Here is a 12,907-nt window from a genome sequence, read left to right as displayed (position 1 = left end):
GCATGAATCGCCAGCAACTGTGGCAGGACCTGAGCCGCTTTCCGTGGCGCAACACCGCGATGGTGTTGGGCGAACGCTTCCGCGAAGACCGCCTGGGCCTGACGGCCAGCAGCCTCACCTTCACCACCACCATGGCGCTGGTGCCCTTCTTCACGGTGGCGCTGGCGCTGTTCACGGTTTTCCCCATCTTTGCCGATCTGCAGCAGGGCCTGGAGCGCTGGCTGGTCCAGAGTCTGATCCCGCCCAACATCGCGCGCCAGGTGCTGGGCTACCTCAACCAGTTCGCCAGCGCAGCCAGCAGCCTGGGCGTGGCCGGCCTGGTGGTGCTGCTGGCCACGGCCATCGCGCTGATCCTGACCATCGACAAGACGCTCAACAGCATCTGGCGCGTGAGCGCGCCGCGCCCGCTGGGCCAGCGCGTGCTGGTCTACTGGGCCGTGATGACGCTGGGCCCGCTGCTGCTGGCGCTGAGCCTGTCCACCACGGCCTGGGTCTTCGCCGCCTCGCGCGGGGTGGTGGGCGACGGCGGCGGCTTGCTGCGGCCGGTCTTCGACAGCCTCGAATTCCTGCTGCTGGCCGGCGGCGTGGCGGCGCTCTATCACTATGTGCCCAACACGCGCGTGCGCTGGTCGCATGCCTGGGCCGGGGGGCTGTTCGTGGCCGTGGCCATCGCGCTGGCCAAGCGCGTGCTGGGCCTGTACCTGGGCTCGGTGCCCACCTATTCGGTGATGTACGGGGCTTTCGCCACGGTGCCCATCCTGCTGATCTGGATCTACGTGGCATGGGTCATCGTGCTGCTGGGCGCCGTGATGGCCGCCTACCTGCCCAGCCTGCTGACCGGCGTGGCCCGCCCCGGCGGCGCGCCGGGCTGGAACATGCAGCTGGCCGTGGAAGTGCTGCAGCAGCTGTGCGCCGCGCGCGAAGGCCCGCGCCGCGGCCTGACGGTGCCCGAGCTGGCCCAGCGCCTGCGCGTGGGCGTGCTGCAGCTGGCGCCCGTGCTCAAGACCCTGGCCACGCTGGACTGGGCCGTGGAAGTGGCCGACGACCCGCTGAGCGATTCGCCGCGGCATGTGCTGCTGATCGACCCCGAGCGCACGGCGCTGGCCCCGCTGGCGCAGGCGTTGATGCTGCCGCGCGAACCTTCGGTGCAGGCACTCTGGCAGGGCGGGGCGCTGGCCGATCTGCGCGTGGCGGACGTGCTGGGTCCGGCGCCGGCGCCACGCTGATCCGCAGGCGCTGCCGCCGCCTTGCGGCGCCATCCGGCGTGTGCTCTGGCGCGCTTCCTGCGTGTCTGCCGGGGCTGCATGCTCTTACACTTTTGAGCGACGCGCGGAGTCCGCGCAACCGGTCGATGATGCGCGCGCACAAGCGCAGAAAAAGAAGGATGGCGGCATGGCCGAGTTCGTGAAGATGGTGGTCTACGTGGCCCGCAGCAAATGGGGGCGATGGCCCGCTGCGGACTTCGTGCCGGCCGCCCGGCAGACCGCGCTGGCGCAGTGCATCACCGGTGCGCTCGTCGAAGACGGTGCCGCCATCTTCCACATCGTCGAAGGCCCGGCCCCGGCCGTGGACCGCTTCATGGCTTTTGTGTCCCTGTCCCGCCACCTGAGCAATGTGCGCGTGGTGCACGACTACAGGCGCGAGAACCGCCTGTTCGCCGACATGCCCCTGGCCCACATCTCGGACCCGGCCTGGAGCGAGCGCATCCAGAACCTGCTGGCCGGCGGCGAGGTGATCCGCGGCGACGTCTGGCAGTTCTGCGTGGAAGTGTCCGAGCGCGTGCGCCCTGCCCCTTGAACGGGCCCGCCCCTCGCAACTGGACACCCCTCTTCACCAGCCCTTCACGCGACTTTGCACATCGCTGCGCCGCACAGGCGCGAGCGCAACATTCGGGGCACAAGATCGAGGCGTCGTTCAACGAAAAGGGGAACACGCACATGAAACTCTCGAAGCTCACCGCCGCCGCACTGGCTGCCACCCTGGGTCTGGCCTCCGTCGGCGCCCATGCCCAGCACGGCCATCGCGACGGACGCGACCGGGACGACCATCCCGGCTACTCGCAGCGTCATGAGGCATGGCGTGGCCACGCTCCCGAGCGCCGCTACGAGCGCCATGACCATGGCGACCGTCATGACCGCTACGACCGCCGTGACTATCGCGACTATCGTGCCTACGGCCCGCAGCCGCAGTTCTACCGCGGCCAGCGCCTGCCGGCCGAGTGGCGCGGCCACCAGCACCGGGTCAACGACTGGCGCGCCTACCACCTCTCCGCGCCGCCGCAGGGCCAGCAGTGGGTGCAGGTCGGTTCTTCGGACTTCGCGCTGGTCGCGCTGGCCACGGGTGTGATCACCTCGCTGATCCTGGCCAACAACTGAGCCAGGTCAGCAGGTCGCCCCGGCTTTGGCCGGGGTGCCTCAGCGCTTCTCGACGCCGATCTGGGCGGCGATCTCCGCCACAGGATCCTTGAATCGCGCCAGGCCGCTGGCCACTTCGGCATCGATCTCGCTGCCGCTCACAGGCGACAGCCGGGTGGTGCCCAGCCGCTGCGCGAAGTCGCGCAAGGCGTTGCCTGTCAGCGTCTTGCGCAGCTCGGCCTCCAGGCTGCGCACGATCTCGCCCGGGGTGCCGGCGCGCACGGCCAATGCCGTCCAGAGCGCGAAATCGAAATCGATGCCGCTTTCGCGCACGGTGGGAACGTCTGCAAGGACGGGCTCGCGCTCCTTCGATGCGCTGGCCAGCACCCGCAGCTTGCCTGCCGCGGCCAGCGGCACGACCGGCGTGGTGTCGACCAGCGCAAGGTCCAGCACACCCACGTTCAGATCGTTCAGGATCTGCGGAAAGCTCCTGTAGCTGACGTGGCGGAACCTGCCGCCCATCTTCGTGCCCAGCAGCGTGGCGCCGACCTGGTAGGACAGGCCCGAGGTGCCCAGTGACACGGCCTCGGGTTCCTTGCGCATGGCCGTCTGCAGGTCAGCCAGCGTGCTGAATCTCGAGTTCGCAGCCGCGACCAGCACGGTCCATGCGCGGGAAACACCGATCACCGGAACCAGGTCGGTGGGCGTGTAGGGCAGGTTGGTGCGCAGCAACGGGTTGAAGACCATGGGCTGAGGGCCGATCAGCAGCATGGTGTAGCCGTCGGCCGGTGCCGACAACAGCGACTGCATGGCGATGAGGCCATCGGCGCCAGGCTTGTTCTCCACGATCACCGGCTGCCTGATCTGCGTCGAGAGCTGCTCGGCGATCACGCGGCCCAAGGTGTCACCGCCGCCGCCAGTGCCCACCGGCAGCACCATGCGCAGACTTCGGGACGGATAGCTATGGGCGCGCACAGGCAGCGCGCAGGCCAGCGCTGACGAGGCCAGCAGGCCGGTGAGGCTGCGGCGGGTAAGGCCATGGTGCATCGGGTTGTCTCCGTTCATTCTTGGGTCTAGAGCCTGCGCCGCTGCGGGCGCTCGATCAGGCCGCAGCCGCCGGCGCGGCTTCCTCCGCGGGCGCACGGACCAGGCGGACGGCGGTATAGCTCAGCACCGTCGTCCCTTCCTGGTTGAGCACGTCGATGCGCGATCGCAGGATTGCGCGCCCGGGCTTGGAAGTCAGTCTTCGCTCAATGACTTCGCACTCCACATGGAGGGTATCGCCCACGCGCGTGGGCGCCTTCATCACCAGCGTGGCTTCCAGAAAGGCCAGCCCGATGCCTTCCATCGTGCGTTTGGCCAGGCCCTCGGCATAGGCATAGACGAGCGCGCCGGGCACCACCCGGCCCGACAGCGCACTGTGGGCGCGCTCGGCGTCGTCCACGCTCGTGAACAGACCTTCGGTCAACCAGCTCGCATTGACGAAATTCACGAGGTCGGTCTCGGTGATCGTGCGGCCGCCGGAGCGGTGCCGCAGGCCTGGCGCCAGATCATCCCAATAGAGCGCCCTGTCCATCATCTTCATTGCAGTCCTTGGTGAATGCCTCTGCATGCCATTGCATGAATGGGCCAGCGCATTCTGGGGTCGGCGGCTGCTGCGGGCGCCCCCCGCAACGGGTGGTGTGCTCCATCGACGATGCAGCGGCGAAGCCCGCCGGTATCATGAAATCATGCTCTTGCGTCACGGTGATCGCGCGCCTTTCACGCCTTTGTCGTCACGGTCTGCGATGCGCCGTCCATGACACGCACGCTCGCTCCCCGCCTTGCCTCGGGCATGGTGCCCCGCACCTCGCTGGTGAATCGGCTGATGGACGCGCGTCGCAAGCGCTGCATCGTTCTTCAGGGGCCACCCGGCAGTGGCAAGACATCACTGCTGCTGGCCATGCGCGGGCAACTGCTGACGCACGGCTTCGAGGTCGCCTGGCTGTCGCTGTCACAGGAGGACGGCGATCTCGACACCTTCCTGCAGGGACTGATCGCAAGCCTGGGTGGCCTGGACCCGGCCTTGGTCCGGCCCGCAGCGCTGCTGGCTGGCGAAGGGCCGCGCGATGCCGATGCGGTGGAGCACTGCATGATCGCGCTGGCCCAGGGCCTGGCAGCCCGCAGCGGCGAACTGGTCCTGATGATCGACGACGTCCATCTGCTCACGACGGCGCCCACCTTGCAGGCGCTCACCTGGCTGCTGGACTATGCGCCGTCCGCGTTCCACTTGGTGCTGGCCTGCCGCGAAGCCCCGCAGCATCCGCTGGGCACGGCGGTCGCCCGACTGCGGCAACGCCAGATGGCGGTCGATTTCTCCTGGCCCGACCTTCGCTTTTCGCTGGCGGAGTCGCAGCAGTTTGTGCAGAGCCGGCTGGGCGCGCTTGCGCAGCAGGAGGCCATGCGCCTGCACAAGCGCACCGATGGCTGGATCGCAGGGCTTCAATTGCTGTGCCTGCACTACAAGGAGCCAGCCACGCCGTTGCCCGAGATGCCGCTGAGGGATGCAGGAAGTTTTGCGGCCTACTTTGAGCAGCATGTGCTCGAACACCTGTCTGCGGCCGACGTCGAGCTGCTCACCCGCGTCGCCATCTGTCATCGCGTCTGCGCCGATCTGGGCGCCGCGTTGCTGGACGGCGCGCGCAGCCCAGCGCAGATCGAGCAGCGCCTGGCGGCGCTGGAGCGCGACAGCCTCTTCATCGCCCAGGAGCAGGAGCGCGGCCAGCATGTCTGGTGGCGGCTGCACCCGCTGCTGCGCGAAGTCCTGCAAGCCAGGATCGAAGGCGGCGAGGGCGAAACCCTGCCCTCGCTGCATCGTCGCGCCTGGCGCTGGTTCGCGGTCCATCAGATCGTCTCGGAAGCCGTGCATCACGCCGTCCTGGCCGGCGAGGCCGAGGCCGCCGTCGCGATGCTTTCGGACTGTTCGCGCGAACTGCTGGAGCGGGGGGAATTCGCGCTGATCAAATCTCTGCTGCGGCGGCTGCCGGTGCAATTGCTGCAGCGGCATGTGGGCCTGCGTCTTGCGCAGGCCCATGTGCATCTGAATTCGCGCGAGTTCGCCGCGCTGGATGCCGGCCTGGCTGCGCTGGCGGGAGAGCCGCTGACGCCCTTGCAACGCGCCGAACTGGATTTGCTGCACTGCGCCACCGCGCTGCATCGCGACGATGTCGATGCTGCTGCGCGCGCGCTGGGCTGCCTGGAGTCGCTTCCCGCGGGCGCCGACGCGCTCTTGCGCTCCACCCGCGCGAATCTGACGGCCTGGACGCATTTGGCGCGAGGCGAGTACGCGCTTGCGCGCGAGGTGCTGGGGCGGCGCCATGCGCAGCACGATGGACCGGTGGCTCGCCTGACCGGCATGTGTCTTGAAGGGCTGCTTCACACGCTGGAGGGCCGCATGGGCGATGCGGAACACCTGTACCGGCAGGTGCTCGACGCCGAATGCGACGGCCCCGCGGGCGTGCAGCTGTCCCAGCTTGCCGCGGCACTTCTGGGCGACGTGCTGTATGAAATGGACGAGCTGGACGCCGCATGTGCCCTGCTGGACTCGCGCATGGACCTGATCGAGCATGCGGGCATTCCCGAAGCCATCCTGCGTGCTGCCCTGGTCCTGGCCAGCGCGCACTGGCTGTGCGGCCGGCGGCTCGAAGCGCTGGCTCAGCTCGATCGGCTGGAAGACCATGCCGCGCGGCGCGAACTGCCCCGGCTGCAGGCGCACGCGCTGTGCCTGCGCGTGCGCCTGCAGCAGCAACGCGGTGAGATGCTCGCGGTGTCGGAAGCCCTGTGCAAGCTGGACGAGCTGGCAGCCAGACGCCGCGGCCAGGAGGATTCGGTCTCGCAGGAGATCATGCGCCTGGCCGAACGGGCACAGATCGCCGTGCACCTCAATCGCGGCGAACTGGCGCCTGCCGCCGATGGGCTGCGCGCGCTGTTGCAGCGCTTTCAGGCCGCGGGTCGGCTTCGGCCTGCGGCGGCGCTTCTGGCGCAGCTTGCGCTGGTGGAGCGAAACCTCGGCAACGAGGCCGAGGCCGTCCCGATGCTGATCGACGCGCTGCGCCTGGGCCATCGTCTGGGGCTGGTTCACACCTTGCTGGACGTCTCGCGCCGCGTGCCGGCCGCGCTGCACGGGCTGGTGGAGTCAGGCACGCTGGAGCCGGTGCTGGCGTTCTACGCGCAGCGCCTGCTGGACGTGGCGGGCCGCCAGCGCGCGCTGCACGGCGTTGCGCAGGCGCCGGCGGCGCAGCGCGAGCCGCTGGAGCCGCTCAAGGAGCGTGAGCTGGAGATCCTCGGCCTGCTGGCCCAGGCATTGCCCAACAAGAAGATCGCGCGGGTTCTGGGCCTCTCGCCCGAGACGGTGAAGTGGCATCTCAAGAACATCTATCTCAAGCTGGGCGTCAGCGCGCGGGACGCCGCAGTCGCGCGGGCGCGCGACCTGCAGCGCTGAACGTCGCCGCTGCTGTTCAACGCGGTGCCGTGCTCCGGAAATCGGGGCTCAGAAGCCGCCGCGGCCGCCGCCGCAGATGAGGGTCTGCCCGCTGATGTAGTCGGATTCGGGCAGGCAGAAAAGATAGATCGCGCCGGCGGCCTCTTCAGGCGTTCCGAGGCGCCCCAGCGGGATCTCGCGCTCAGCCAGTGTTGCGCGCTCGGCCGGAATGCCCACGCGCACCTCGTTGCCGTCGATGTTGACGAGGGCGCGCTCACCCTGGGGCACGCGCTGGGTCAGCCGCGTTTCGATCGCGCCGAACGCCACGCAATTGACGTTGACCTTCATGCGTCCCCACTCCTTGGCCATTGCTTTGGTCAGGCCGATGACGCCCGCCTTGGCAGCCGAGTAGTTGACCTGCCCCGCATTGCCGCCGGTGCCCGAGACCGACGAGACATTCACGACCTTGCGAAAGATCTCGCGGCCCTGCGCCTGCTCGGCGCTGCTGGCGCTGCGCAGGTAGGGCTGCGCCGCGCGGAGCAGGCGAAAGGGCGCACTCAGGTGGCAGGCCAGCATGGCCTCGAACTGCTCGTCGCTCATCTTCTGGATCACGTTGTCCCAGGTGTAGCCGGCGTTGTTGATGATGATGTCGATGGCACCGAAGCGCTCGAGCGTGGCAGCCACCACGCGCGTGCCGAAGTCGGGTGCGGCCACGTTGCCTGCGCAGGCCATGGCCCGTGCGCCTGTGCCTTCGATCTCGGCGACCACCTCGTTTGCAGGCGCCTCGTCGAGATCGTTCACGACCACGGCTGCGCCGGCGCTGGCCAGCTTGAGCGCCACGGCGCGGCCGATGCCACGGCCGGCGCCGGTCACGATGGCCACTTTGGATTCAAGGCTTCGATGCATGTTGGTCTGTGTGTGCATGGCGTCAATGTGTGTCCGCGCGGCCGTAGAGCGTCACCACGCAGGCGCCGCCCAGCCCCAGGTTGTGCTGCAAGGCGATATCGACCTTCTGGACCTGGCGTGCCTCGGCGCTGCCGCGCAGCTGGTGCGTGAGCTCGTAGCACTGTGCGAGCCCGGTCGCGCCCAGGGGATGGCCCTTGGACAGCAGGCCGCCCGACGGATTGGTGACGCACTGGCCGCCGTAGGTGTTGTCGCCATCGAGCACGAAGCGCTCGGCCTGTCCTTCCTGGCACAGGCCGATGGCTTCGTAGGTGAGCAGTTCGTTGTGCGCGAAGCAATCGTGCAACTCGCACACGCGAACATCCTTCGGATCCACGCCGCTGTGTTCATAGACCGCTTGCGCCGCAGCGCGCGACATGTGGAAGCCCACGTAGCCGATCATCGAAGGCGGATCGAAGGACTCCACCACGTCGGTGGTCATGGACTGCGCGAGCACCTGGACGTCGGTGCGAAGGCCGTGGCGGCGAGCGAATCGCTCCGAGACCACGATCGCCGCGGCCGCGCCGCAGGTTGGCGGGCAGGCCATGAGGCGCGTTGCCACGCCCGGCCAGATCGCCTTATCGTTCATGACATCGTCCACCGTCAGCACGGTGCGGAACATCGCGAGCGGATTGTTGGCGGCATGGCGGCTGGCCTTGGCCCGGATCGCCGCGAAGGTCTCGAGCTTCGTTCCATACTTGCGCATGTGCTCGCGCCCGGCGCCGGCAAAGCAGCGCACGGCGCGCGGCACGCCTTGCGCGTCCGCCGTCAGCGTCTGCCAGACGGGGTGGAAGCGCTCGCGCGTCTGGGGCCTGTCGTCCCAGTGCGATTGCAGGGCGCCTGGCTGCATCTGCTCGAACCCCACGGCGAGCGCGCAGTCCACCTGGCCCAGCTCGACCGCCGTGCGGGCCAGGAAGAGGGCCGTGGAGCCCGACGAACAGTTGTTGTTGACGTTGAAGATGGGGACGCCGGTGCGCCCCACTTCGTACAGCACGGTCTGACCGCAGGTGGAGTCGCCGTAGACATAGCCGGCGTAGGCGGACTGGACCTGGTCGTAGGCGAGGCCGGCATCGTCAAGGGCGCGGCGCACGGCCTGGGCGCCCATCTCCACATAGCTCAGGCTTGCGCCCGGCTTCGTGAACGGGATCATGCCGACGCCGGCAATGAAGGTCTTCTGGCTCATGGATTCAAGGCTCGCAGAGGGTGTGGGTCTGAGCCTGATCTTGTCGTGCAGCGGCCCGCGAATCACCACCCTGGTCGGGGGGGCGCGGCCGTGGCACCGACGTACATGGCACGCAGTTCGCGCTTGAGCACCTTACCGACCGGGCTGCGCGGAAGCTGTGCCACCAGTTGCAGATCGGCCAGGCGCTGCGTCTTGCCCAGCTGTGTGTTGCACCACTTCAGGATCTCGTGCGCATCGGGCCGCGCGCCCGCAGGCGGCACCACGAAGGCCACGGGCGTCTCACCCCAGCGATCGGACGGCACGCCCACCACGGCGGCATCCTGCACCTGCGGATGGCGGCGCAGTTGCAGCTCGAGGTCGCTCGGATAGACGTTGAAACCGCCGCTGATGATCATGTCCTTCTTGCGGTCCACCAGCACCAGAAAGCCATCTGCATCGAAGTAGCCGATGTCGCCACTGCGCAGGAACCGTCGGCCTTGCGCATCGAACCAGTCGAGCCCCTCCTTGCCCGCGTGGCCGTGATAGCCCTCCATCATGGTGTCGGACCTGCCGACGATCTCGCCCGGCTCGCCCGCAGGCAGGATCTGGTCGTGTTCGTCGATGATGTGGAACTCGCTGCCGCCGGCTGGCCGGCCCACGGTGTGCAGCTTGTCGGGGTGGCGATGCGCTTCGAGCGTACAGCTGCCGCCCCCTTCGGTGGTGCCGTAGAACTCCAGCAGGCCGCCGGGCCAGCGCTGGATGGCGTCGCGCTTGAGCTGCGCAGAGAACGGAGCGCCCGCGCAGAGCTTCATCCGGAAGCGGCTGAGGTCGAAGACATCGAAGTGCGGCTCGGCGAGGATGCGCTGGTACTGCACTGGCACCAGCATGGTGTGCGTGGCGCCTTCGTCTTGCGCCAACTCCAGGTAGCGGGACGCATCGAACTTGGGCATCAGCACCACGGTGCCGCCGCCCGCCAGCGCAGGAAAGAGCGCCACCAGCGTGGTGTTGGAATACAGCGGGGTCGCCAGCAGCGTCACAGCGTCGGCCGTGAAGCCCAGCAGTTGCCGGCGCGCAACCTGGCTCGCCCTTCGCTCGTGCGATTGCACGATCCCCTTGGGCGCTCCCGTGGTGCCCGACGAGTAGATGATGTTGAAGGGCCACTGGGCTTCAATGGTCACGGGCCTCGCGCGAGCGTCTGCCGCAGGCAGCCAGGCGCCAAGGCTGCCGATGCCTTCACCGAGCTGGATGCACAGGTCGGAGAGCCCGGCATCGCGGATCAGCGCCAGCGTGCTTTCGTCGGCAAAGACCAGACGAGCCGGGCCGTCCTGCACCATCGCCGCCAGCGATTCGGGCGTAGTCGTCGGTGGCAGGGGCGCCACCACCAGCCCCGCACGCACGGTGGCGAGGAAGGCTGCCACATAGGGGATAGAGGTGGCCGCGCAGATTGCGACGATGTCCCCGGCTCGCAGCCCCTCACGCTGCAGCCCCAGTGCGATCCGCTCCACCAGCGCATCCAGTTGCGCGTAGGTGCTGCGCTGCAGCCCGCAGACCAGGGCCACCGAGTCGGGCCGCTCGCGCGCCTGGTCGCGCACGAGGTCGGCCACTGCACAGAAAGGGGAAGAGGATGGGATCGGAAGGGCGTTTGACATGGCAGCGGCAACGCCGGGGACGTTTCCGGACGCAAGTTGCTTCGCCAGGATGCTACGCAGGGCCCGCAAAAGAGCACCCCCCGAACCGGGGGGGGCTCTGGCGGATTGCCGATCGCGCCAGCATGCATGGCATCGAGGCCGCGCCAAAGAAAAAAGCCAAGCCGTTCTTCGCGAACGTCTTGGCTTTCAATGCGCCCGCGCAACTCGCGTTGCCGCTGGGTCTTTGACCTTGGCTCCCCGACCTGGGCTCGAACCAGGGACCTACGGATTAACAGTCCGGCGCTCTACCGACTGAGCTATCGGGGAATGGATGTCGGTTGGTCATCAAAAAGCCCGCGTGGATTCGCATCCGACGGGCTTCTTGCGGGCTGCCTGCTGTGATGAGCTGGCAGCACTTCTTGTGTTTGGCTCCCCGACCTGGGCTCGAACCAGGGACCTACGGATTAACAGTCCGGCGCTCTACCGACTGAGCTATCGGGGAATAAGCCCGCTAGTATAGCCAATCTTTGCGGGGCTCCGGAAGATTCGCTTCCTGCAGTTGCAAAAAGTGTCGCGGCGCTGCGCATCTGCAGACCGCGGCCCTCCCAGCTTCAGCGCATGCCCTGCTGCATGCGCGCCATCAGGGCGCGCGCAGCACCCTCGGGATCGTCGGCGCCCACGATGGCGCGCACCACCGCGATGCTGCCCACGCCGGCTGCCAGCGCCTGCGGCAGGCGATCCATGTCGATGCCGCCAATGGCCACCAGCGGATAGCCGCGCATCAGGTCGGCGTAGCCGTGCAGGCGCGCCAGGCCTTGCGGCGCAGTGGCCATCTTCTTGAGCGTGGTGGGGAACACGGCGCCCAGCGCAAGGTAGCTCGGGCTCACGGCATCGGCGCGCACCATCTCGGCATAGCCATGGGTGCTCACGCCCAGGCGCAGGCCGGAAGCGCGCAACTGCTGTACTTCGGCCGGCGTCAGCGCGTCCAGGTCTTCCTGGCCCAGGTGAACGCCATAGGCGCCGGCCTCGATGGCCAGCTGCCAGTGGTCGTTGATGAACAGCAGCGCCGACGTGCCGCGCACCGCTTCAACGGCGGCCTGCACTTCACGCGCGATCGCAGCCGGGTCGTCGGACTTGAAGCGCAGCTGCACCGTGGGCACGCCGGCGCGCGCCATGCGGCCCACCCAGGCCGCGTCGGGCAGCACGGCGTACAGGCCCAGTGCGATGGGGCAGGGCGGGAAGCTGTTGGCGCGCGCGGCGGGTGGGAAGCTGCCCAGGCCGAAGTCGCGCGGATCGGCAGGCCATTGCGCGGCATCGAAGTGGCCCAGCCGTTCGGTCTGTGCCTGCCACGCGCGGGCCACGCACTCGCTGTCGATGGCGATGAAGCCCAGCCGAGCGCAGGCTTCGCGCGCGCCGCGGTAGACCGGCGCGTCGCTGCTGAAGCCGTCGAAGGCGGCGGCGGGGTGGCCGTCGAAGCGCGCGCTGTGCGCAGCCAGGATCGCCCGTGCGATGTCGGAAGCGTTCTGCGTCATGGTGGAACTCATTGCGCGTGGTGCCAGAAGGGCGTGCCCAGCACCGGCGTGCTGGGTTGGGCGCTGTCCTGCGCCTGCATGGCGCCAGCCAGTCGCGCGGCGCGGCCGGCCTGCACGGCGTCTGAGAAGGCGCCGGCCATGGCCACCGGGTCCTGCGCCAGGGCCACGGCGGTGTTCAGCAGCACGCCGTCATAGCCCCACTCCATCACCTGGCAGGCATGCGAGGGCAGGCCCAGGCCGGCATCGACGAGCAGGGGCACATCAAGCCGTTCGCGCAGCACCTGCAGCGCATAGGGATTGACGGGGCCGCGGCCGGTGCCGATGGGCGCGGCCCAGGGCATGACGGCCTGGCAGCCCACGTCGACCAGGCGCTGGCACAGCACCAGGTCTTCGGTGCAGTAGGGCAGCACCTGGAAGCCGTCGCGGATCAGCCGGTCTGCGGCTTCGACCAGGTTCAGCGTGTCGGGCTGCAGCGTGTAGTCGTCGCCGATCAGTTCGAGCTTGATCCAGGGCGTGTCGAACAACTCGCGCGCCATCTGTGCGGTGGTGATCGCTTCCTGGATGCCGTGGCAGCCCGCCGTGTTGGGCAGCACGGGCACGTCCAGGCGGCGCAGCAGTTCCCAGAAGCCCTGGCCGCCTTCCTGCTCGCCGTTCGCGCTGCCGGTCGCGGCGCCCTGGCGGCGCACCGAGGCGGTGAGCATGGCCGGGCGTGCGCGCCTGACGGCGGCTTCGAGCACGTCGGGCGAAGGGTAGCGCGCGGTGCCCAGCAGCAGGCGGCTTTCGAAACGCTGGCCGTACAGGACCAGTGCGTCGTCTTGGGGGGTGTTCAT

Annotated in this window: 11 protein-coding genes and 2 tRNA genes; 4 read left to right on the top strand and 9 right to left on the bottom strand. The window is 68.7% G+C overall.

All coding sequences use genetic code 11. The features are described 5' to 3' along the window. Positions 1-2: 2 nt before the first annotated feature. The 3 genes from PGB34_RS03030 (at position 3) to PGB34_RS03020 (ending at position 2,375) form a co-directional block, all read left to right on the top strand. Positions 3-1,226 (top strand): YihY family inner membrane protein, encoded by a 1,224-nt coding sequence (locus PGB34_RS03030; protein WP_271426585.1) that lies wholly within the window; start codon positions 3-5, stop codon positions 1,224-1,226. Positions 1,227-1,392: 166 nt separating this feature from the next. After that, positions 1,393-1,797: a BLUF domain-containing protein gene (locus tag PGB34_RS03025; protein ID WP_271426584.1), complete on the top strand. Its 405-nt coding sequence runs from the start codon at positions 1,393-1,395 to the stop codon at positions 1,795-1,797. A gap of 140 nt (positions 1,798-1,937) precedes the next feature. After that, positions 1,938-2,375: an RcnB family protein gene (locus PGB34_RS03020; RefSeq protein ID WP_271426583.1), complete on the top strand. Its 438-nt coding sequence runs from the start codon at positions 1,938-1,940 to the stop codon at positions 2,373-2,375. 39 nt (positions 2,376-2,414) lie between these two features. Here the strand turns inward: PGB34_RS03020 and PGB34_RS03015 are convergent, their stop codons facing one another. Continuing rightward, complete coding sequence (locus tag PGB34_RS03015) at positions 2,415-3,401, bottom strand: Bug family tripartite tricarboxylate transporter substrate binding protein (protein ID WP_271426582.1); 987 nt, start codon at positions 3,399-3,401, stop codon at positions 2,415-2,417. 55 nt (positions 3,402-3,456) lie between these two features. Continuing rightward, positions 3,457-3,939: a MaoC family dehydratase gene (locus PGB34_RS03010; RefSeq protein ID WP_271426581.1), complete on the bottom strand. Its 483-nt coding sequence runs from the start codon at positions 3,937-3,939 to the stop codon at positions 3,457-3,459. Positions 3,940-4,152: 213 nt separating this feature from the next. Here PGB34_RS03010 and PGB34_RS03005 point away from each other — a divergent pair, with 213 nt between their 5' ends. Further along, positions 4,153-6,834 carry a LuxR C-terminal-related transcriptional regulator gene (locus PGB34_RS03005; RefSeq protein ID WP_271426580.1) on the top strand — a complete coding sequence of 894 codons (2,682 nt, stop codon included), beginning with the start codon at positions 4,153-4,155 and terminating at the stop codon, positions 6,832-6,834. A 48-nt stretch (positions 6,835-6,882) separates the two neighbouring features. Here the strand turns inward: PGB34_RS03005 and PGB34_RS03000 are convergent, their stop codons facing one another. From PGB34_RS03000 to PGB34_RS02970, 7 genes are all read right to left on the bottom strand, one after another. Further along, positions 6,883-7,719 (bottom strand): SDR family NAD(P)-dependent oxidoreductase, encoded by an 837-nt coding sequence (locus PGB34_RS03000; protein ID WP_271426893.1) that lies wholly within the window; start codon positions 7,717-7,719, stop codon positions 6,883-6,885. A 22-nt stretch (positions 7,720-7,741) separates the two neighbouring features. Then, a complete protein-coding gene (locus PGB34_RS02995) occupies positions 7,742-8,938 on the bottom strand; it encodes a lipid-transfer protein (protein WP_271426579.1) in 1,197 nt (398 codons plus the stop codon). A gap of 62 nt (positions 8,939-9,000) precedes the next feature. After that, positions 9,001-10,566, bottom strand: coding sequence for a class I adenylate-forming enzyme family protein (locus PGB34_RS02990; RefSeq protein ID WP_271426578.1), 1,566 nt, complete (start codon positions 10,564-10,566; stop codon positions 9,001-9,003). Positions 10,567-10,796: 230 nt separating this feature from the next. Continuing rightward, a tRNA-Asn gene (locus PGB34_RS02985) sits at positions 10,797-10,872 on the bottom strand. Between the two features lie 99 nt (positions 10,873-10,971). Next, a tRNA-Asn gene (locus PGB34_RS02980) sits at positions 10,972-11,047 on the bottom strand. 109 nt (positions 11,048-11,156) lie between these two features. Further along, positions 11,157-12,077 (bottom strand): thiamine phosphate synthase, encoded by a 921-nt coding sequence (thiE, locus tag PGB34_RS02975; protein WP_271426577.1) that lies wholly within the window; start codon positions 12,075-12,077, stop codon positions 11,157-11,159. Between the two features lie 8 nt (positions 12,078-12,085). Continuing rightward, positions 12,086-12,907: a thiazole synthase gene (locus tag PGB34_RS02970; RefSeq protein WP_271426576.1), complete on the bottom strand. Its 822-nt coding sequence runs from the start codon at positions 12,905-12,907 to the stop codon at positions 12,086-12,088.

Origin of the sequence: Xenophilus arseniciresistens (genome assembly GCF_028023875.1) — a bacterium.
Lineage (GTDB): Bacteria > Pseudomonadota > Gammaproteobacteria > Burkholderiales > Burkholderiaceae_C > Xenophilus > Xenophilus arseniciresistens.
Note: the sequence above shows the minus strand (reverse complement) of the source record. Positions and strands in the feature narration are given on the sequence as shown.

What these genes read in the sequence shown, in the direction of transcription:
- PGB34_RS03030 (WP_271426585.1), top strand. Translation starts at nt 3, where the DNA reads ATGAATCGCCAGCAACTGTGGCAGGACCTGAGCCGCTTTCCGTGGCGC.
- PGB34_RS03025 (WP_271426584.1), top strand. Translation starts at nt 1,393, where the DNA reads ATGGCCGAGTTCGTGAAGATGGTGGTCTACGTGGCCCGCAGCAAATGG.
- PGB34_RS03020 (WP_271426583.1), top strand. Translation starts at nt 1,938, where the DNA reads ATGAAACTCTCGAAGCTCACCGCCGCCGCACTGGCTGCCACCCTGGGT.
- PGB34_RS03015 (WP_271426582.1), bottom strand. Translation starts at nt 3,401, where the DNA reads ATGCACCATGGCCTTACCCGCCGCAGCCTCACCGGCCTGCTGGCCTCG.
- PGB34_RS03010 (WP_271426581.1), bottom strand. Translation starts at nt 3,939, where the DNA reads ATGAAGATGATGGACAGGGCGCTCTATTGGGATGATCTGGCGCCAGGC.
- PGB34_RS03005 (WP_271426580.1), top strand. Translation starts at nt 4,153, where the DNA reads ATGACACGCACGCTCGCTCCCCGCCTTGCCTCGGGCATGGTGCCCCGC.
- PGB34_RS03000 (WP_271426893.1), bottom strand. Translation starts at nt 7,719, where the DNA reads ATGCATCGAAGCCTTGAATCCAAAGTGGCCATCGTGACCGGCGCCGGC.
- PGB34_RS02995 (WP_271426579.1), bottom strand. Translation starts at nt 8,938, where the DNA reads ATGAGCCAGAAGACCTTCATTGCCGGCGTCGGCATGATCCCGTTCACG.
- PGB34_RS02990 (WP_271426578.1), bottom strand. Translation starts at nt 10,566, where the DNA reads ATGTCAAACGCCCTTCCGATCCCATCCTCTTCCCCTTTCTGTGCAGTG.
- thiE (WP_271426577.1), bottom strand. Translation starts at nt 12,077, where the DNA reads ATGACGCAGAACGCTTCCGACATCGCACGGGCGATCCTGGCTGCGCAC.
- PGB34_RS02970 (WP_271426576.1), bottom strand. Translation starts at nt 12,907, where the DNA reads ATGAACACCCCCCAAGACGACGCACTGGTCCTGTACGGCCAGCGTTTC.